Origin of the sequence: Paenibacillus sp. Leaf72 (genome assembly GCF_001422685.1) — a bacterium.
GTDB lineage: Bacteria > Bacillota > Bacilli > Paenibacillales > Paenibacillaceae > Pristimantibacillus.
This window is the reverse complement of the sequence record NZ_LMLV01000023.1, coordinates 236,375-255,276: the sequence shown is the minus strand read 5'-3', so window position 1 is coordinate 255,276 and position 18,902 is coordinate 236,375. Positions and strand designations below refer to the sequence as shown.

Below are 18,902 nucleotides of genomic sequence, written 5' to 3'. Positions count from 1 at the left end.
TCTCGTATAATACCAAAGAGGAGGTGAACCGGATGTCCGAAGTAATAGATCGCGTAAAACGTATCGTTGTAGACCGCCTAGGTGTAGACGAAGCGGAAGTAACGCTTGAAGCTTCATTTAAAGATGACCTCGGCGCTGACTCGCTCGATGTCGTGGAATTGGTCATGGAGCTTGAAGACGAGTTCGATATGGAGATCTCTGATGAAGATGCAGAGAAAATCACAACAGTAGGAGAAGTTGTTAAATACATACAATCTCTTAACTAAGGAAGCCTGGGTCCCGTTGTCACAAACGGGACTTCTCTCCATCTAGGGCATGTGATTATGAATACGAATAAATGAGCGTAAGAGCTATTTATATATAAAAGATACAGCGCAGCAGCGTGTTATCTATATTGCAGTTCATAGAGGTGAATCGAAATGAAGCAAAGAGTTGTCGTTACAGGTATGGGAGTTATGACTTCCCTCGGATATGAGCTTGAGGAGTTTTGGGGCAATTTGCTCGCAGGCAAGTCTGGTGTGTCCGTTGTGGAAGCGTTCGATTTTTCGGAATACCCTACGTACATTGCCGCAGAAATCAAAAACTTCAATCCGGAGGATTTCGGATTGGACAAGAAGGAAGCGCGCCGTATGGACCGCTTCGTGCAGTTCGCTGCGGTAGCCAGCCAATTGGCGGTTAAGGATGCAGATTTGAAAATCGGTGAAAACGCTGATGAAGAACGCGTAGGCGTTATGATTGGTTCCGGTATTGGCGGCCTGGGCACTTGGGAAGATCAGCATAATATTTTGCTGGAAAAAGGCCCGAAGCGCGTCAGCCCGTTTTTTATTCCAATGATGATTGCCAATATGGCATCTGGTCAAGTATCCATGCTGACTGGCGCGAAAGGCCCGAACAGCACGGCGGTTACCGCTTGTGCGACAGGCACGCATTCCATTGGTGATTCTTATAAGATGATTATGCGCGGCGACGCTGATGTCATGCTGTGCGGCGGTGCTGAGGCGACTATCCGTCCAACGGGAATGGCCGGCTTCTGCTCCATGCGCGCCATGTCCGTTCGCAATGATGAGCCAAGCAAAGCAAGCCGTCCTTTCGATATAGACCGCGATGGTTTCGTTATGGGCGAGGGTGCAGGCGTGCTTGTATTGGAATCACTCGAGCATGCCCAAAAACGTGGAGCTCGGATCTACGCTGAAATTATTGGCTATGGCATGAGCGGCGATGCGCATCATATGACAGAGCCTGATCCAGACGGCGCAGCACGCTGTATGGTGAAAGCGCTCAAAGATGCTGGACTTGCTCCAGAAGAAATCGATTATATTAATGCTCACGGCACTTCAACGCCAGTAGGCGACCGTTCGGAGACGAAAGCGATTAAGAAAGCATTTGGCGACCATGCTTATAAGCTGGCAGTCAGCTCGACGAAGTCGATGACGGGACATTTGCTTGGCGCAGCCGGCGGAGTGGAAGCGGTTATTTTAGGCTTGACGCTGCAAAACGGTATCATTGCACCAACGATTAACTTAGACAACCAAGATCCAGAATGTGATTTGGATTATGTGCCGAATGAGCCGCGCAAAGCGGATGTTCGTATCGCAATGTCCAACTCCTTCGGTTTTGGCGGTCATAATGCGACGATCGTGATGAAAGTTTATGAAGCATGATTCTCTAAGCGAGCTGCAGTCGCGTCTGGGGCTACGCTTCAAACAACATAGGCTGCTGAAGCAAGCTTTCACGCATACGTCGTATGTAAATGAGCATAAACATGGCACAATCGAGCATAATGAGCGTTTGGAGTTTTTGGGCGATGCGGTATTGCAGCTGCTCGTCTCGGAATTTCTGTTTCGCTCATATCCACGTCGGCCGGAGGGCGAGCTTACGCGTATGCGCGCCTCGGTCGTATGTGAACCGTCACTTGCCCTTTTTGCGGAACGGCTCGCTCTTGGCGCCTACGTCCTGCTGGGACGGGGCGAAGAGCAACTGGGCGGCAGACAAAGGCCGGCACTGCTGGCGGATTTGTTTGAAGCGTTTGTCGGTGCGATTTTTCTCGATGCGGGTATGGACCGGGCCCGTGCTTTTCTTGAAGAGCATGTGTTTCCATTCATCGAATCGAACGATTACGGACTGCTTGTGAAGGATTTCAAATCCAAGCTGCAGGAGCGCGCCCAGCATCATGGGCTCGGTACGGTAGAATACCGGATTACCGAGGAGCGCGGACCGGCGCATGATCGCGAGTTTGTCGTGGAAGTGATTTTGGGTGATGCCAGATGCGGCAGCGGCAGCGGTCGGACGAAGAAGGAAGCGGAGCAGCGCGCAGCGGAAGAAGCGTGGCACTCCCTTTCCGCTCAGCCGTAAAGAGGAAGCTATAGGAAGAGGCTACCAGGATTGTTACAAATCCTGGTAGCCTCTTTTTTTATTGTAAGAAAGGATGCTAGAAGGCATAAAGTGAGGTTATCCGGCGTCTGGATTTTGTGGTACAATAGCGGGTGAGGTGAAAGACAATTTATGTTCCTTAAGCGTATTGAACTAGCAGGTTTTAAATCGTTTGCCGATAAGACGGAGATGGAGTTCGTTACGGGGATTACGGCAGTGGTCGGCCCTAACGGCAGCGGCAAAAGCAATATTTCCGACGGCATCCGCTGGGTGCTCGGCGAGCAAAGCGCCAAAAGCCTTCGCGGCGGCAAAATGGAAGATATTATTTTCGCCGGAAGCGATGCGCGCAAAGCAGTCAATTATGGCGAAGTGTCGCTGACGCTCGACAATACGGATGGAGCACTGCCACTGGAGTACAATGAGGTGACAGTAACCCGCCGTGTCCATCGCAGCGGTGACAGTGAATATATGATTAACAAGCAATCATGTCGGCTCAAGGATATTACAGAGCTGTTTATGGATACGGGAATCGGCAAGGAAGCTTATTCGATTATCGGACAAGGCCGAATTGAGGAAATACTAAGCACTAGGTCTGAGGATCGCCGTGGTATTTTTGAAGAAGCTTCCGGTATCGTTAAATATAAATCGCGCAAGCGTGAAGCGCAGAAGAAGCTTGATGAGACGGAGCAGAACCTGCTGCGCATTCACGATTTGGTTACTGAGCTCGAAGACCAGGTAGGGCCGCTCAAGGAACAATCGGAGAAAGCGATTCATTATAAAGCGCTGCGGGAGCAGCTGCGAACGAAAGAAATTTCCATGTACGTTCACAACATTGATTCGGTCCATAAATCTTGGTCGGAGGCAAATGCCAAGCTGGAGGTGCTCAAGCAAAGCGAGCTGGAGCTGTCAACGGTTGTGAGCAAGCATGATGCGCATTTGGAGAAGGATCGCCTTGCGCTGCGCGAAATTGAGGAGAAGCTCGACCGCCTTCATGAAGCGATGCTGCAATATAGCGAGGATTATGAAAAATGCGAAGGCTACGGCGAGGTTTTGAAGGAACGCAAACGCAACTTGGAGCATAACAAGCTGCAGCTTGAGGAATCTGCTGCGTCTCAGGATGCCCGCATTGGCACGCTGATGCAGGAAGAGGCGGAATTCCGCAGCCGTGCAGCTGCTCTGGAGCTGCAGCTTGCCGATTTGAAGTCGAAGCTGGCTGAAGAGGAAGACCGTCTTATTGGCGTTGTTGGCGGAGCTGCGCCGGATGCCGAGGAGACGCTGAAGGGCGAGCTGCTTGATGTGCTTAGTGCAATGGCGGAGCTGCGCAACGAAATTCGGTATGCCCAGCAGCAGAAGGAAGCTGTTGGACGGCGGATGGAGCGTCTTGGCGAGGATGAGCTGAAGTGGAAAGAGCAGAAGCGGAAAAGTGGAGCTAGACGTGCGCAGTTGGAAGCACAGCTGGAAGCGATTTTGAAAGATATTAATGGCGCTCGCAACAAATACATAGATGAGGCTGAAAAAGCGAAGCAGACCGGGCAGTATGTAGATGAAGCGGCTGCTGCTATTCGCAAATGGGAGCAAAAAATCGACGCCAGCATTTCCCGTCGCGATACGATGAAAGAAATGCAGGATGCACTCGACGGTTTTATGCACGGCGTTCGGGAGGTGCTCAAGGCGTCGCGCCGCACTTCGGGCGGCATTAGCGGCGTTCATGGCGCGGTTGCTGAACTGGTTCGCGTGCCAGAGCGGATCGAGGTAGCGGTTGAAACAGCGCTTGGCGGTGCGCTTCAGCATGTGGTCATGGAGGATGAGAAGACAGCTCGCGCAGCGATTGCATTTTTGAAGCAGCGTCAGCTCGGCCGGGCTACTTTTCTGCCTCTCGATGTCATTCGCGGAAGGCAAGTGCCTGAGCATGACAGACGACTTGCTGAAAACGCAGAAGGTTTTGTAGGCGTTGCTGCTGATCTGGTCTCTTGCGACCCGCAATATAAGTCTATTATTCAAAACTTGCTCGGCAATGTATTGCTTGCTGAAAATTTGGAGCAGGCGAACCGTATCGCTTCAAAATGTCAATATCGCTACCGGGTTGTAACGCTAGAGGGCGATGTTGTAAATGCCGGGGGTTCGATGACAGGCGGAAGCTTGCAGAAAAAAGGAGCAAGCTTGCTTGGACGGCAGCGGCAAATTGAAGGGCTGGATGAGGAAATTACGGCAGCTGAGGCAACGATGAAGCAGCTCCGCGACAAGCTCAGCGACCTACGCAAGGAGCAGTCGATCCGATCGCAAAATATGGAGGAGCTGCGCTCGCGTTCGGAGCAATCGCGTATTGACGAGCAGCAGGTGCGGGCAGAGCTTCAGCAGATGCTGTCTGAGGAAAAGCAGCTTAATGAGCAGGAGCAGCTGTATTCCGCTGATCGCAGCAGCCATTTGGCTGAGCAGCAAACGATGCAGGCTACTACTGAGCAGGCGCAGGCGAAGCTTGAGAAGCTGGTAGCAGATGAAGCTAGGCTGCAGGAGGCGATCAAGCTTGCCGAGGAGCGCCGCAAAGCGAGCGAAACGGCGAAGGAAGCACTGCAAGGCCAGCTGACCGATTTGAAAATCAGCTCAGCCAAGACAGACCAAGAAAAGCAGTCGTTTGAAGACCAAGCCGCCCGTGTTCGGGCTGATATTGTACGAGCGAAGCAGGAGCTTGGCAATGTCCGTTCCCTGCTTGCACAGCAGGAAGAGGAGATTGCTCGCCATGCAGACGAGAGCGTGCAGCAGGTGGAGCAGCTTAATCACCTGAAGCTTAAGAAGCAGGAATGCGCGGAGCAGACGGATTTGCAGCGTTCGGCAAGAGCGGATCGAATCCGTGAGCTGGAACAGGGCGAGAGCGAGACGAAGGAGCAGCGTACGCAGCTCCGGCAAATCGAGGAGCAGCTGCGCCAAAATGAAATCGCCGCCAATCGCCTTGATGTGGAGCTGGACAATTTGCTGCGCAAGCTCAGCGAGGAATACGAGCTAAGCATTGAGCTGGCGAGAGAGCAATACCCTGTGCCTGAAGATGTCATTGGTACACAAAATCTAGTTCGTGATTTGAAGCGCCAAATTACGATGCTAGGCGACGTGAATCTGGGCGCTATTGACGAGTATGAGCGCGTCAAGGAGCGTTATGAGTTTTTATCAGAGCAGAAGGATGATCTGGTAGAAGCCAAGACGACGCTTTATCAAGTTATTCGCGAGATGGACGATGAAATGTCGAAACGGTTCAAAACGACCTTTGAAGCGATCAGAGGCCACTTCAGCATCGTGTTTGCCAAGCTGTTCGGCGGCGGCCGGGCAGATCTTGTTCTGGTCGAGCCGGATCGCGTGCTCGATACGGGTATCGATATTGTAGCGCAGCCGCCAGGCAAGAAGCTGCAAAACTTGCAGCTTCTCTCCGGCGGTGAGCGGGCGCTTACGGCAATTGCGCTGCTGTTTGCAATTTTGCAGGTGAAGCCAGTGCCTTTCTGCGTATTGGATGAGGTAGAGGCAGCGCTTGATGAAGCGAATGTATCTAGGTTTGCCCAATATTTGCGTGAATTTTCCGAGCTCACGCAGTTTATCGTCGTTACCCACCGCAAAGGCACGATGGAGGAAGCCGATGTGCTTTATGGCGTAACGATGGAGGAAGGCGGCGTATCGAAGCTCGTATCGGTCCGTCTGGAGGAAGAAGAGGAGCAGGCTACCGCGTAGCATGCGGCTCTAAGAATGAGGAAATCATATAGCATAGTTACGAAGACGGAGGAGCAATCGCGATGAGTTTTTTCAAAAGATTGAAGGAAAGCATCGCTTCCAAGACGGAAGCGGTCACGACGATATTTAAAGAAGGGTTATCCAAAACCCGCACAGCGTTTGTCGAAAAAGTAGAAGAGCTCATTACGCGCCGGAAAAAGATTGACGAGGAGTTTTACGAGGAGCTTGAAGAAATTTTGATTGGCGCCGATGTAGGCGTCAATACCGTGATGAAGCTGATTGACGAGCTGCGTGCAGAAGTGAAAAAACGCAAAATCGAAGATGCGGCGGATTTGCAGCCGGTATTGTCGGAGAAGCTCGTTGAGTTGCTGAGGGGTGATGACAACGAGAAAACAGCGCTTCGCATGTCGGGTAGCGGCATTACCGTTATTTTGTTCGTCGGCGTCAATGGCGTTGGCAAAACGACGACGATCGGCAAGCTGGCCTACAAGTATAAAAATGAGGGCAAAAGCGTCCTGCTGGCAGCGGGCGATACGTTCCGCGCCGGTGCCATTGAGCAGCTGGAGGTGTGGGGCCAGCGCGTAGGCGTTGACGTCATTAAGCAGCAGTCCGGCTCCGATCCGGCAGCCGTCATGTTTGATGCGGTGCAGGCGGCGAAGCAGCGGGGCGTAGATATTTTGCTTTGCGACACAGCGGGAAGGCTGCAAAACAAGTCCAATTTGATGGAAGAGCTCAATAAAATTTTCCGCGTCATTCAGCGTGAAATTCCAGATGCGCCTCATGAGGTGCTGCTGGTGCTCGATGCGACTACTGGCCAAAATGCACTCAGCCAAGCGAAGCTGTTCGGCGAGAAAAGCGGCGTAACCGGCCTCGTATTGACGAAGCTTGATGGTACTGCTAAAGGCGGCATCGTCATTGCTATCCGCAATGAGCTGAATTTGCCTGTGAAGCTGGTAGGCTTAGGCGAGAAGATGACGGATTTGCAACAGTTTGATTCGGAGCAGTTTGTACATGCCTTGTTTGCGGGCCTTATTAAAGATCAAGAGGGATCGGAAGAGGCGGAAACGCAGCAGTAAATAAGCTTTTTGAAAATATAAGAATGTATAAGTTTCCCCTTTATACTCCGCTTATATTTCACCGCGAAACGTTAGCTTTGCCGCCAGAGGACGGCTTTCGGCCGTTTACGCTTGGTCTAAAATGCATCCATCTAGGGATGACAAGGTTTAAAGCTTGACAGTGCCTGCTTCAATCGTGTAAGATAAGAGACGTTGCTTAGGTGTAAAGGATTTACCCTTGACGGGAAGGAGCAAAGGTCATGAATGCTAGTGAACCAGACGCCCTTGCGAAGACGACCCGAATTAATTTATTGTTTGACTTTTATGAGCCCCTGCTCACTGAGAAGCAGAGGACTTCACTTAAATATTATTTTCACGATGATTTCTCGCTTGGGGAAATTGCAGCGGAATCCGGCATTAGCAGGCAGGCGGTTTATGAGCATGTGAAGCGCGCGGTGCAGGTGCTTGAAAGCTACGAGGGCAAGCTTCGCTTGCTGGAGAAGCATGAAGCGCTGCAGCAGCTTGCCGAACATCTGGGAAATAGCGTAACAGAGCTTTCCCTTGGAACGGATGCCAAGCAGGGAATTCTAGATATAATCGAGCAATTAATAACGACGAACAACAGGTAAGGAAATAACGGAGGTGATGGATCATGGCGGCATTTGAAAGCTTGTCAAGCCGATTGCAAAACGTTTTTAGCAAGCTGAAGGGCAAAGGCAAAGTGTCCGATGCTGATGTAAACGAGGCGATGCGTGAAGTGCGTCTTGCGCTGCTGGAGGCAGACGTTAACTTTAAAGTCGTCAAAGATTTTATCGCCAAAGTAAAGGAACAGGCTATTGGTCAGGAAGTGGAGAAAAGCTTTACTCCAGGCATGGTCATTATTAACATCGTTAATAAAGAACTGACCGAGCTGATGGGCGGTACGCAAAGCAAGCTGGCGAAAGCGAATAAACCGCCAACGGTTATTATGATGGTCGGCTTGCAGGGCGCAGGTAAAACAACAACGTCCGGCAAGCTTGCCAAGCTTCTACAGAAGAGCAATCATAAGCCTTTGCTTGTAGCCTGCGATATTTATCGTCCAGCTGCAATCAAGCAGCTGCAAGTGCTCGGCGAGCAAATCAATGCTCCGGTGTTTGCGCTTGGCGATCAAGCTTCTCCGGTAGAAATTGCGAAGCAGGGCTTGCAGCATGCGAAAGATAATCATAATGACTATGTCATTATTGATACAGCGGGCCGGCTTCATATTGACGAAACGCTGATGGACGAGCTGAAGCAAATTCATCAGCTGGTTAAGCCTGATGAAGTGCTGCTCGTTGTTGACTCCATGACAGGTCAAGATGCAGTCAACGTAGCACAAAGCTTCCATGAGCAGCTTGAGCTGACCGGTGTTGTATTGACGAAGCTTGATGGCGATACCCGCGGTGGTGCGGCATTATCCGTTAAAGCTGTAACAGGCCAGCCAATCAAGTTTGCTGCTATGGGCGAGAAGATCGATTCGCTTGAGCCGTTCTATCCAGACCGGATGGCATCGCGGATTCTCGGCATGGGCGATATGCTTTCTCTTATCGAGAAAGCCCAGATGAACATTGATGCTGACAAAGCTGCCGAGATGGAGCGCAAAATGCGCACGGCCGAGTTTACATTTGATGATTTTCTGGAGCAGATGGCGCAGGTTCGCAATTTGGGGCCGATTGACCAGTTGATGGATATGTTGCCAGGGATGGGCAAGGTCAAAGGCCTTAAAGACATGAAAATCGATGAGAAGCAAATCGGCCGTATTGAGGCGATTGTGCGCTCGATGACGAAGGAAGAAAAGACGAAGCCGGAAATTCTCAACCACAGCCGCCGGAAGAGGGTTGCTGCTGGAAGCGGAACATCGGTTGCCGAAGTCAATCGACTGATCAAGCAGTTCGATGACATGCGCAAAATGATGAAGCAGTTTTCGTCCATGATGGGGCCTAAAGGCCTTAAGGGCGGCAAGAAGGGCCTTAAAGGCATGCTGGGCAAAGGCATGAAGTTTCCGTTTTAAATAGCAAATAGGTTTATTAGTTGAAGGAGGTGAATTTCACATGGCAGTACGTATTCGTTTGAAACGTATGGGTGCTCACAAAGCCCCTTTTTATCGCGTAGTTGTTTCTAACTCCCGTTCGCCGCGCGACGGTCGCTTTATCGAGGAGATCGGTACTTATAACCCGGTTGCACAACCGGCTCAAGTATCCATCAACGAAGAAAAAGCTTTGAAATGGCTGCAAAACGGAGCGCAAGCTTCGGATACAGCTCGCGACTTGCTTTCCAAAGCAGGCGTAATGAAAAAGTTCCATGAGCTTAAGCAACAGAAATAACTGTTGAACAGCGGAGGGCCTTTATAATGAAAGAATTGATTCTTGTCATAGCAAAGGCGTTAGTGGATCATCCGGAAGACGTAAACGTGAAGGAAAGAGACGATGACCGCGGCATCGTATATGAGCTGTCGGTTCATGCGGAGGATGTCGGTAAAATTATCGGCAAGCAAGGCCGCATCGCGAAAGCGATGCGTACGGTTGTAACCTCCGCAGCTGTCAAATCAGAGAAGCGGGTTATCGTGGACATCATATCGTAAAACGCATTCGGAGAGGGTTAGGGTAGTTTATCCTAACCCTTTTTCAAACATAAAAGCAGGATGATATTCATAATGGATATATATCTGTTTTTACGCAAAACGGCTGCTGCCGCCTTTTTTCGGGCCGGCGTCAGCCGTTTATGCGTGTATCATGAGGATTTTGCATAAATGGCCTTGAATGGCGGAGCAACCGCTTATTGGCGTTCTGCGCTTCATTGATTTATGCAAAATCCTGATCATAATAAAAAGAAAACACGAAAGAAAGGATACATGAATAATGAGCGGCAAATGGTTTACAGTTGGCAAAATCGTTAATACACATGGTCTGCGCGGCGAGTTGAAGGTGCTGTCCCAGACCGATTTTGGAGATCTGCGTTTTGCAGTAGGCAATAAGCTCGTTATGATTCATGAGGAGCATGGCACGAAGCTGGAAGTAGAGATTGCGGGCTCCCGTGAGCATAAGGGCAATTATATTATTAAGCTTAAGGGATATAATGATATTAATGAAGTGGAGAAGTACAAGGGCTGGCTGCTGAAGGTAGCAGAGGAGCAGCTTGGGAAGCTGGATGATGGGGAATATTATTTCCACGAAATTATCGGCTGCCGCGTCGTAACAGACGAGGGCGAGGAGTTGGGCACCATTTCTGAAATTTTGCGGCCAGGCGCTAATGATGTGTGGGTCGTGGACCGCCCTAAAGGAAAAGGAAGCCAAGTGCTAATTCCCGTTATCGATGAAGTACTGCTGAACGTAGACATTGCGACGAAGACGGTAACCGTTCATCTGATGGAAGGGTTGATTTAGCGTGAGAGTAGATGTGCTTACGCTCTTCCCTGAAATGTTCGATGGCGTGTTTGGGGCCAGTATTCTTGGCAAGGCACAGGAAAAAGGCATCGTAGCACTGAATGCCATTAATTTTCGCTCTTACTCCGGCAATAAGCATAATACGGTAGACGACTATCCGTATGGCGGAGGAGGAGGCATGGTGCTTAAAGCAGAGCCTGTATTTTCGGCTGTTGAGCACTTAATGGAGCAGGTCGGAACAGGATCCCGTCCGCGTGTTATTTTAATGTGTCCACAAGGGGAAACCTTCACCCAGCAGAAGGCAGAGGAGCTGGCGAAGGAAGAGCATCTGATTATGATTTGCGGTCATTACGAGGGTTATGATGAGCGTATACGCGAGCATTTAGTAACGGATGAGCTTTCGATTGGCGACTATGTGCTGACTGGCGGGGAGCTTCCTGCTATGGTTGTTATCGACAGCGTAGCACGCCTGCTTCCTGGCGTCCTTGGCAATGAAACTTCGGCAGTAACAGATTCATACAGCACAGGCTTGCTGGAGCATCCGCATTATACAAGGCCCGCTGTATTTCGTGATATGGAGGTGCCGGAGGTGCTTATTTCAGGGCACCATAGCCGCATCGAGACATGGCGCCGCGAGCAATCGCTGCTTCGCACACGGAGCAGGCGTCCTGACCTGCTGGAGAAGGCTGAATTGACCGCCAAGGAGCGTAAATGGCTTGCTTCCTTGGACAAACAGCAGTCTTAAGCGATAATGTTGGCAAGCCCGGAAAAAGATGTTGAAATTTGGGTTTGAATATGGTATGATTTCAAATGTTGTTCGTATTAATCGGACGGTCCGCTAATGGTAATGACCCAATTTCAAATGGGAAGTTGGAGAGCTATTAAGAACGTCTATGGTGGAAGGAGTGAATCCAAGATGAATCTCGTACAAGCGATTACGCAAGAGCAGCTTCGCAAAGACCTTCCTAACTTTCGTCCCGGTGACACGTTGAAAGTATACGTTAAAGTTATCGAGGGATCCCGCGAGCGGATCCAGCTATTTGAAGGCGTTGTAATCAAACGTCGTGGCGGCGGTATTAGCGAAACTTTTACAGTACGTAAAATTTCCTACGGTGTTGGCGTCGAAAGAACTTACCCGTTGAACTCGCCTAAAATCGATCGTATCGATGTGGCACGTCGTGGTAAAGTACGTCGCGCTAAACTGTACTACCTACGTAACCTTCGTGGTAAAGCAGCTAGAATTAAAGAAATTCGTTAAGTCGAATAGACAAGAGGGGGCTTGGTTAAACAAGCTCCCTTTCGTTATTCTTACAGCTTGTCAGAAAGTATGAATTCGAGGATGGAAAGAAGGCGTTTTTATGGACCAGCAATCACGTAATGATGAAAATGTAACTGAAATCACATCAGATAGCGCCGAAACGGCTACTCCATCTGCTGAGTCTGACAAGGCAGCGCCTAGCCAAAAAGCAAAAGCGATGAAAGAAACGGTAGAGTGGATCAAAGCGCTTGCTATAGCAGTCGTGCTGGTCGTCATTATCCGCAGTTTTCTGTTTGCGCCGTTTATGGTTGAAGGTGAATCCATGCATCCAAACTTTGAAACAGGCGAGCGTCTCATTGTGAATAAAATTTTGTACAAATTCCGTGAGCCTGACAGAGGCGAGGTTGTCGTATTCCATGTCCCGGAACAAGGCAGAGATTTTATTAAACGCGTCATTGGACTGCCGGGAGATACGATCAAGGTTCAAGGCGATGACGTCTTCATTAATGATGTGAAATTGGAAGAGCCATACATTGCGGATGCCATTAAACAGGCTCAGGCAAATGGTCAGCTTTATAATACAGAATCAGATTTTCCTAATGAGCGAATAACGGAAGCGACTGTGCCGGAGGATACGATTTTCGCAATGGGCGACAATCGCAGCAACAGCCAGGACAGCCGTGCCCTTGGTTATATTTCGGATAAAGAGCTTGTAGGACGGGCGGAAGTTATTTTCTGGCCGCTGAACAAGCTGAGCTTTATTAAGCATTAAATGGCATTTGAATGAGGTGAGAAATTGACGATTCAATGGTTCCCCGGTCATATGACGCGGGCGAAACGACAAATACAGGACAAGCTCAAGCTGATTGATGTAACGATCGAGCTGCTTGATGCACGTATTCCAATGTCCAGCCGCAACCCGATTGTCGATGAAATTTTGGGCGGCAAGCCGCGGCTGATCGTGCTCAACAAGTCTGACCTAGCAGATGCTAAGGTGACAGAGCAATGGATTACGTATTTTAAGGGAGAAGGCCATGAATGTATTGCGGTCGATTCTTCAACAGGAACGCGGGTAAACGAGGTTCCGGTTAAAGCAAAAGAACTGCTGCAGGAAAAAATTGACCGTCAGATCGCAAAAGGCATTAATCCAAGAGCGGTGCGCGGTCTCATCGTCGGCATTCCGAATGTAGGGAAATCGACGCTGATTAACCGTCTGGCGGGTCGCAATATTGCGCTTACTGGTGATCGCCCTGGAGTAACAAAAGGCCAGCAGTGGATAAAAGCAGGCAAGGATATGGAACTGCTAGACACGCCGGGCATTTTGTGGCCAAAGTTCGAGGATGAGCTTGTCGGCTATCGCCTTGCGATGACAGGTGCGATTCGCGAGCAGGTTTTGAATATTGAAGATATTGCGTTTTTTGCTTTGAAGGAATTGGTTGACCGTTACTGGAACAGTGTGAAAGAGCGCTTCGAGTTGACGATGGAACAGCCGGATACGAATGAGTCTGATGAAATCGTCAAGGTGATGGAGGAAATCGGACGCAAGCGTGGTTGTTTGCAGAGCGGAGCGCGAGTTGACCTGGAGAAGGTTTCGGGCATTATTTTGCGGGAGCTGCGTGCGGGCAAGTTCGGCCATATTTCGCTTGAAGCACCGTGGAAGCAAAATAGCTAGATTTTTGATGCAATGAGTGTCCTTGTAGTCCTGAGGATTTGAAGCGGGGGATAGGCGGATATGCTGGAGTATGAACGTAAGCTGTGGAGTGAAGGCTGCCAGGCAATTGCTGGTGTGGATGAGGTTGGCCGGGGCTGCCTGTTCGGCGATGTCGTCGCTGCTGCTGTCATTTTGCCGCCTGATCTGGTCATTGAAGGGGTAAATGATTCCAAGAAGCTCTCAGAGAAAAAGCGGGATCAGCTTTATGATATCATTATCGAAAAGTGTATCGCGTGGTCGGTTACCCGTGTAGACGCTGCTGAAATTGACCGCATTAATATTAAGCAGGCTGCTAGGCTTGCAATGAAGCTTTCAATCGAATCATTGGCGATAGAGCCTGATTATTTGCTCATTGATGCAGAGAAAGTGGATGTGCCAAAGCCGCAGCTTGCGATCATCAAAGGGGATGCCAACAGCCAGACGATTGCTGCTGCATCGATTTTGGCCAAAGTAACGCGCGATCGTTTATGTGCGGATGAATGGGAGCAGCTGTACCCAGAATATGGAATATCTGTACATAAGGGCTACCCGACGAAGCTGCATCGCGAGCGGCTGCTAGAGTATGGGGCGAGCCCGCTGCATCGCAAAACCTTTCTTGGGAAAATATTTGCGGAGCAGCAGCAATTATTTTAACTGAGCAGCAGATTATAAGTTTATATGCTTATTTTGATAAAAGAATCGGCTGCTCTGGTGATTGCTAGACTTGCTAAAATTAAGAAAGACGGCGTGCTGTTGGTGCAGCGCATGCGCCGTCTTTTTTTGTATAATGAGGGTTAAATCGAGTAGATTGAGCCAGCGGCGAAAAAGCTGATTCATCATACGCAGGCGACTAGCCGATAAAGGTAATAAAGCATGTTTTGATAGCGAAGCAGGATGAAGCCTGACGGGCGTAAGCTGAATTTCATCGTAAAACGGGAGCGATGGCAATGAATATTGGACAAATGATGAGAAGCATGCTGGGCGAAGCGTCGGGAACGGATATACGTTCAGCTGAGCTGAAGCCGGGACAGACGGTACGCGCCCTGGTGCTGCAGGTATCGGACAACAATGAGGCCATTGTGCAAATCAACGGCGTGCAGGTAAGGGCGACGCTTGAGGTGCCGTTGGCCGCAGGCCAAGCAGCGATGCTTCAGGTTGGGGCGCAGGCGGAAGGCGGCCTTATTATGCTGAAGCAAATAGACGCTTCGCTCGCCGAGCTGCCGGAACAGTCAATTAAGGATCTGCTTAAGCAGTTCGCTTTGCCCGACCAGAAATGGGCGGCGCAAATCATAAAGAACTTAAATCAAGAAGGCATCCCGCTGAACAAGGATGCCGCGCAGGTGTTTCAGCAAGCGGCGGCAGCTATGCCGTCTGGTGCGGATACAGAGCAATGGATGCAGGCGGCAGCCTCGGCATTCAAGCGCGGTTTGCCTGTGACGGCAGCAACGATTAGTGCGCTGCAGCAGGTGATGTTTGGCCCAGCGGCGCATGAGCTGCTGGACCAGCTGAGCCAGCTGGCGTCGTCATCGGCAGCAGCCGGCGGCAAGGAAGCCGCCAGCGGGCAGGCGCAGGCGGGCGGGAAGGAGGCCCAGCTTGCGCAGCAGCTGGGCAAGCTGCAAGCGCTGCTCGGCGAAGGCGCAGAGCTGCTGCGGGGGCTTGGCGGCGGCGAGAAGCCGGAAGCCGCCGCGGCGAGAGCGGCGGAGACGGCAAGCAGTGGACAGCCCGCGAAGGCGAGCGGGGCTGAAGCGGCTGTGGCAGCGAGCAAAGGCGATGCTGCTGCGGGAACGGGGGCCGCCGCTGCGGCAGCAGCAGCGGCTGGCAAAGCGGAAGCCAGTCCGGCCAACTGGCTCGGCCAGATGATGAAGTGGCTCGGTGTCGATCACGAGCAGCAGCTCGGAAAGCAACTGCTTGGCATTCAGACACAGCCAGCGGCAGGCTCGACGGAGCCTGCCGCTGCAGAAGCAGAGCAGGGTGCCGCCAATCAGTCCCGTAACGGCGCAGAACAGGCGCTGCGCGGTGAAAACGCGTCTGGGCGCAATGCAAGCTCCGGACAGCTGCAAGAGCGTTCTGGAGCAGCTGAGCGGCCTCTAGCAGCTGCCCAAGCACACCAGCAGGCAGCAGCGGCAAGCGACAAGCTGCCTGAAGGCAGTAAACTTGGCGCTGACTTGCTGAAAGCCGATTCTGGGGCGAATACGCTGCAAGGGTACAAAGGGGAGCCATTGCCTGCTCTTGCTCAAGATAATAAGCAGAATGTGCAGGAATCGCTGAAAAGCGTACTTCTCGCGCTTTCAACCTCCGATGACGCGCCCGCCGCACTTAAAGAGGCGGCGCATCAGCTAGTGCAGCATATTACAGGCCAGCAGCTGCTAATGTCTCCTGAGCGCAATGGCGCCCTTTTCAGCCATCTCACCGTTTTCGTTCCTTTTAAGGGAGATGATGGCAATCAGACGGCATCGGTCCATATTCAAACGCGGCGAGGCCGAAAGGGCGAGCTGGATGCGGATAATTGCCGGCTGCTATTTGATTTATCGATGAAAACGCTAGGAGATACGGTAGTAGACGTCCATGTCGTGGACAAAATTGTAAGCTTGACACTGTGGAATAATCATCCGGCAATGGATGGTCTTGCGAAATCTTCCCGAGCGGAAGTTGCAGACAGCTTGAATCAGGCGGGCTACCAGCTGCTGTCGCTGCGAACCTCTCCGATTGCAGAAAATGAGGAGCACGCTGCTGATGGAGCTGCAGAAGGACATATTACTGCCCCAAGGACGTTTCTTTCCGGCCGTTATAAAGGGGTGGACCTGAAGGTATGAGCGCAGAAGAAAACAAGAACAACAAACCTGAACCGATACGGCGGGCAGTTGCGCTCAAATACGAGCCGGGCGTCGGTACAGCGCCTGTCGTCGTTGCGAAAGGCAAAGGCTATTTAGCAGAGCAGCTAATAGAAAAGGCGAAGGAAAACGGCATTCCGATGCAGGAGGATGCTTCGCTTGTAGAAGTGCTGTCCAAGCTTGATATCGATCAGACGATTCCACCTGAGCTTTATACGCTGGTAGCGGAAATACTCAGCTTTGTTTATCGCTCGGATCGTAAGGCGAGGGATTTGAATGACTAATAGAAAGCCAGACCAGCCTGAACTGATAAGCAGCAAGCGGGCGGACAAGCGTAAATGGACCGGAAAGCTTGGGGAAGCTGCTGCAGAAGCCTACTTGCTGGAAGCCGGCTATACGATTGAGGAGCGCAACTGGCGCTGCCGATCGGGCGAGCTGGATCTCATTGTGTGCGGGGAAGACAAGCTGGTATTTGTCGAGGTGCGCACACGCCGGTCAGGCGGGCGTTTCGGCACAGCCGCGGAGTCGGTTGACTGGCGCAAGCAAAAACAAGTGGCGGAAACAGCGCAAGTTTACTTGAAGCTGACTCGGCAGCTGGAACGGAGCATACGCTTTGATGTCGTTGCTATTACGCTGGAGCACGATGATGCAATAAGTGAGCTGAAGCATATAATAGCGGCATTTTAGCGGTGCATGGTTGAATTGCGAACATTTAAAGCGTGTGAGTCCCAGATATTGGAAGATGAAAGCCGTCCTGCTAAAAATGAAAGGAGCATCACTGCGCAATAGGCGGTGATGCTCCTTTTGTTGTTTGATGGATTACTTGTTTAAAATTACTTGTTTAAATCGGCTCTGCTCTTATATGCCTAACCCTATTTTGAACAGCTTATAAGTGTAGCTTTCGATATTGGATAGCTTCTGCTACATGCTCGGCCTCGATATAGTGGCTGCCTTCAACATCAGCTACCGTTCGCGAAAGGCGCATAATGCGGTCATGGGCACGCATGCTGATAGGGAGCGTTTGGAGCGCTTGCCCAAGCAGCTCCGCAGCATCCTGGCGAATCAGCATCACCCGGTGCAGGGATGAGCCAGATAAGCTTGCATCGCCCTCGATTTTCAGCTTTGCAAAACGTGCTTTCTGCCGTTCCCGAGCTGCTTCGACAAGGCGGCGCATCGCTTCAGAGGACAGATTGTTGCGGCTAATATCCGTTATTGAGCTGCCGAGGTCAATGGGCTGCGGAACCTCAAGCTGGATGTCGATCCGATCGAGAAGCGGACCGGACAGCTTGGATTTATACCGGGTAATGATGGCATCCGTGCAGGTACAGCGTTTATCTAATGTCTCATGCCCTGAAAATCCGCAAGGACAAGGATTAAATGACATAGCTAAAATAAAGCGGGCGGGGAAATGAAAGACGGCGCTAGTGCGCGCAATCGTCACAATTCCATCTTCCAATGGCTGCCTCAGTACCTCAAGTGTTTGCCGCGAAAACTCAGGCAGTTCGTCTAAATACAGCACGCCATGGTGGGCGAGTGTCACTTCGCCAGGTTTTGGCACAGATCCGCCACCTACGAGTCCGCCTGCAGAAATCGTATGATGCGGGGCGCGGAAAGGGGCAGCAGCAATCAGTCCTTGATTGTCAGTAGACAGCTTTCCGGCAGCGCTGTATATTTTGGTCACTTCAATCGCTTCCTGCTCGGTCAAAGGCGGGAGAATGGTTGGCAGCCTGCGAATCATCATCGTTTTTCCTGTGCCCGGCGGGCCTGAAAACAGCACATTATGCCGACCTGCCGCAGCAATAACGAGCGCACGCTTGGCCAGCTGCTGACCGATAACATCGCTGTAGTCGCCGCAGTGAGGCGCAAGCTTAGGTTTATTTTCAGCCAACATCCCAGAATAGCTCTTGTCGCCATTCTGTTGGGACGGAGGATAGCGAATCGCCTCCAACCCCTCGCTATCCTGTGGACGCAAATCCATTAAATGCTTGATAGCAAAAAGCTCCATACCGGCTATCCAGGCAGCCTCCGGAGCATTGGCGAGCGGCAGCAGCACGCGGCGGATGCCTGATTTTTTGGCCTGTTCGATCATCGCAAGCACGCCGGTTACCGGCCTAATAGATCCGTTAAGCGAAAGCTCGCCCAGCATCATCGTGTTATGAAAGAGTGCCGCATTTAATTGTCCGCTAGCCGCCAAAATGCCAGCAGCTATGGCAAGGTCAAACGCCGTGCCTTCCTTGCGCAAATCGGCAGGGGCAAGGTTGACGGTAATACGCTCCATCGGGAAGGTGAAGCCGCTATTTTTAATAGCAGCCCGTACTCGCTCGACGGATTCCCGTACAGCGGGGTCTGGCAGCCCGACCACCGCAATTTGCGGCAGGCCGCTTGCAATATCGACCTCCACTGCAATTTCTTTGCCTTCGACGCCATAAACGGTCGCGCTCTGCATTAAGCTGAACATAACAAAAAGCACCTCCAATTAGTGGGATGAAGGTGCTTCCTTACGTCCTGTATATCGCGGTTATGATTTTAAGTGAAATGCCATAATGGATTGCTCTTATGGAGTAGCAAACGAATGTTTGGTACAAA

19 protein-coding genes are annotated in these 18,902 nt (G+C 51.1%); 18 read left to right on the top strand and 1 reads right to left on the bottom strand.

Annotated elements, in window-relative coordinates; translation table 11 throughout:
• The first annotated feature begins 32 nt into the window (after nt 1-32).
• From acpP to ASF12_RS19690, 18 genes are all read left to right on the top strand, one after another.
• On the top strand, nt 33-266 hold the full coding sequence (acpP, locus tag ASF12_RS19775; protein ID WP_046230681.1) for an acyl carrier protein: 234 nt from the start codon (nt 33-35) through the stop codon (nt 264-266).
• A gap of 153 nt (nt 267-419) precedes the next feature.
• Nucleotides 420-1,661: a beta-ketoacyl-ACP synthase II gene (gene fabF / locus ASF12_RS19770; RefSeq protein ID WP_056038332.1), complete on the top strand. Its 1,242-nt coding sequence runs from the start codon at nt 420-422 to the stop codon at nt 1,659-1,661.
• Nucleotides 1,651-2,352, top strand: a complete 702-nt coding sequence (rnc, locus tag ASF12_RS19765; protein ID WP_056038330.1) for a ribonuclease III — start codon at nt 1,651-1,653, stop codon at nt 2,350-2,352. Before fabF ends, rnc begins: the two co-directional genes overlap by 11 nt.
• A 150-nt stretch (nt 2,353-2,502) precedes the next feature.
• A complete protein-coding gene (gene smc / locus ASF12_RS19760; protein WP_056038327.1) occupies nt 2,503-6,081 on the top strand; it encodes a chromosome segregation protein SMC in 3,579 nt (1,192 codons plus the stop codon).
• Nucleotides 6,082-6,143: 62 nt separating this feature from the next.
• Nucleotides 6,144-7,157, top strand: a complete 1,014-nt coding sequence (gene ftsY / locus ASF12_RS19755; protein WP_056038324.1) for a signal recognition particle-docking protein FtsY — start codon at nt 6,144-6,146, stop codon at nt 7,155-7,157.
• Nucleotides 7,158-7,396: 239 nt separating this feature from the next.
• On the top strand, nt 7,397-7,765 hold the full coding sequence (ylxM, locus tag ASF12_RS19750) for a YlxM family DNA-binding protein (RefSeq protein ID WP_056038321.1): 369 nt from the start codon (nt 7,397-7,399) through the stop codon (nt 7,763-7,765).
• 23 nt (nt 7,766-7,788) lie between these two features.
• Nucleotides 7,789-9,165: a signal recognition particle protein gene (gene ffh / locus ASF12_RS19745; RefSeq protein ID WP_056038318.1), complete on the top strand. Its 1,377-nt coding sequence runs from the start codon at nt 7,789-7,791 to the stop codon at nt 9,163-9,165.
• Nucleotides 9,166-9,205: 40 nt separating this feature from the next.
• Nucleotides 9,206-9,478, top strand: a complete 273-nt coding sequence (gene rpsP, locus ASF12_RS19740; protein ID WP_046230688.1) for a 30S ribosomal protein S16 — start codon at nt 9,206-9,208, stop codon at nt 9,476-9,478.
• Between the two features lie 26 nt (nt 9,479-9,504).
• A complete protein-coding gene (locus tag ASF12_RS19735; protein WP_056038316.1) occupies nt 9,505-9,735 on the top strand; it encodes a KH domain-containing protein in 231 nt (76 codons plus the stop codon).
• 277 nt (nt 9,736-10,012) lie between these two features.
• Entirely contained in the window at nt 10,013-10,537 is a 525-nt protein-coding gene (gene rimM, locus ASF12_RS19730) for a ribosome maturation factor RimM (protein WP_056038311.1), read from the top strand.
• Between the two features lies 1 nt (nt 10,538).
• The gene (gene trmD / locus ASF12_RS19725) at nt 10,539-11,282 is read left to right on the top strand and encodes a tRNA (guanosine(37)-N1)-methyltransferase TrmD (protein ID WP_056038307.1); all 744 of its coding nucleotides are present in this window, start codon (nt 10,539-10,541) and stop codon (nt 11,280-11,282) included.
• Nucleotides 11,283-11,453: 171 nt separating this feature from the next.
• Nucleotides 11,454-11,795: a 50S ribosomal protein L19 gene (gene rplS / locus ASF12_RS19720; protein WP_056039073.1), complete on the top strand. Its 342-nt coding sequence runs from the start codon at nt 11,454-11,456 to the stop codon at nt 11,793-11,795.
• A 100-nt stretch (nt 11,796-11,895) separates the two neighbouring features.
• On the top strand, nt 11,896-12,567 hold the full coding sequence (gene lepB / locus ASF12_RS19715) for a signal peptidase I (protein WP_081418927.1): 672 nt from the start codon (nt 11,896-11,898) through the stop codon (nt 12,565-12,567).
• Between the two features lie 24 nt (nt 12,568-12,591).
• On the top strand, nt 12,592-13,467 hold the full coding sequence (gene ylqF / locus ASF12_RS19710; protein WP_056038305.1) for a ribosome biogenesis GTPase YlqF: 876 nt from the start codon (nt 12,592-12,594) through the stop codon (nt 13,465-13,467).
• 60 nt (nt 13,468-13,527) lie between these two features.
• Nucleotides 13,528-14,139 (top strand): ribonuclease HII, encoded by a 612-nt coding sequence (locus ASF12_RS19705; protein WP_056038302.1) that lies wholly within the window; start codon nt 13,528-13,530, stop codon nt 14,137-14,139.
• 293 nt (nt 14,140-14,432) lie between these two features.
• Nucleotides 14,433-16,298, top strand: coding sequence for a hypothetical protein (locus tag ASF12_RS19700; protein ID WP_056038299.1), 1,866 nt, complete (start codon nt 14,433-14,435; stop codon nt 16,296-16,298).
• On the top strand, nt 16,295-16,600 hold the full coding sequence (locus tag ASF12_RS19695; protein ID WP_056038296.1) for an EscU/YscU/HrcU family type III secretion system export apparatus switch protein: 306 nt from the start codon (nt 16,295-16,297) through the stop codon (nt 16,598-16,600). Before ASF12_RS19700 ends, ASF12_RS19695 begins: the two co-directional genes overlap by 4 nt.
• Nucleotides 16,593-17,003: a YraN family protein gene (locus ASF12_RS19690; protein WP_056038293.1), complete on the top strand. Its 411-nt coding sequence runs from the start codon at nt 16,593-16,595 to the stop codon at nt 17,001-17,003. Before ASF12_RS19695 ends, ASF12_RS19690 begins: the two co-directional genes overlap by 8 nt.
• 199 nt (nt 17,004-17,202) lie before the next feature.
• On the opposite strand, the gene ASF12_RS19685 is transcribed toward ASF12_RS19690, so the two are convergent.
• Entirely contained in the window at nt 17,203-18,774 is a 1,572-nt protein-coding gene (locus ASF12_RS19685) for a YifB family Mg chelatase-like AAA ATPase (protein ID WP_056038289.1), read from the bottom strand.
• Nucleotides 18,775-18,902: the final 128 nt, after the last annotated feature.

What these genes read in the sequence shown, in the direction of transcription:
- acpP (WP_046230681.1), top strand. Translation starts at nt 33, where the DNA reads ATGTCCGAAGTAATAGATCGCGTAAAACGTATCGTTGTAGACCGCCTA.
- fabF (WP_056038332.1), top strand. Translation starts at nt 420, where the DNA reads ATGAAGCAAAGAGTTGTCGTTACAGGTATGGGAGTTATGACTTCCCTC.
- rnc (WP_056038330.1), top strand. Translation starts at nt 1,651, where the DNA reads ATGAAGCATGATTCTCTAAGCGAGCTGCAGTCGCGTCTGGGGCTACGC.
- smc (WP_056038327.1), top strand. Translation starts at nt 2,503, where the DNA reads ATGTTCCTTAAGCGTATTGAACTAGCAGGTTTTAAATCGTTTGCCGAT.
- ftsY (WP_056038324.1), top strand. Translation starts at nt 6,144, where the DNA reads ATGAGTTTTTTCAAAAGATTGAAGGAAAGCATCGCTTCCAAGACGGAA.
- ylxM (WP_056038321.1), top strand. Translation starts at nt 7,397, where the DNA reads ATGAATGCTAGTGAACCAGACGCCCTTGCGAAGACGACCCGAATTAAT.
- ffh (WP_056038318.1), top strand. Translation starts at nt 7,789, where the DNA reads ATGGCGGCATTTGAAAGCTTGTCAAGCCGATTGCAAAACGTTTTTAGC.
- rpsP (WP_046230688.1), top strand. Translation starts at nt 9,206, where the DNA reads ATGGCAGTACGTATTCGTTTGAAACGTATGGGTGCTCACAAAGCCCCT.
- ASF12_RS19735 (WP_056038316.1), top strand. Translation starts at nt 9,505, where the DNA reads ATGAAAGAATTGATTCTTGTCATAGCAAAGGCGTTAGTGGATCATCCG.
- rimM (WP_056038311.1), top strand. Translation starts at nt 10,013, where the DNA reads ATGAGCGGCAAATGGTTTACAGTTGGCAAAATCGTTAATACACATGGT.
- rplS (WP_056039073.1), top strand. Translation starts at nt 11,454, where the DNA reads ATGAATCTCGTACAAGCGATTACGCAAGAGCAGCTTCGCAAAGACCTT.
- lepB (WP_081418927.1), top strand. Translation starts at nt 11,896, where the DNA reads ATGGACCAGCAATCACGTAATGATGAAAATGTAACTGAAATCACATCA.
- ASF12_RS19705 (WP_056038302.1), top strand. Translation starts at nt 13,528, where the DNA reads ATGCTGGAGTATGAACGTAAGCTGTGGAGTGAAGGCTGCCAGGCAATT.
- ASF12_RS19700 (WP_056038299.1), top strand. Translation starts at nt 14,433, where the DNA reads ATGAATATTGGACAAATGATGAGAAGCATGCTGGGCGAAGCGTCGGGA.
- ASF12_RS19695 (WP_056038296.1), top strand. Translation starts at nt 16,295, where the DNA reads ATGAGCGCAGAAGAAAACAAGAACAACAAACCTGAACCGATACGGCGG.
- ASF12_RS19690 (WP_056038293.1), top strand. Translation starts at nt 16,593, where the DNA reads ATGACTAATAGAAAGCCAGACCAGCCTGAACTGATAAGCAGCAAGCGG.
- ASF12_RS19685 (WP_056038289.1), bottom strand. Translation starts at nt 18,774, where the DNA reads ATGTTCAGCTTAATGCAGAGCGCGACCGTTTATGGCGTCGAAGGCAAA.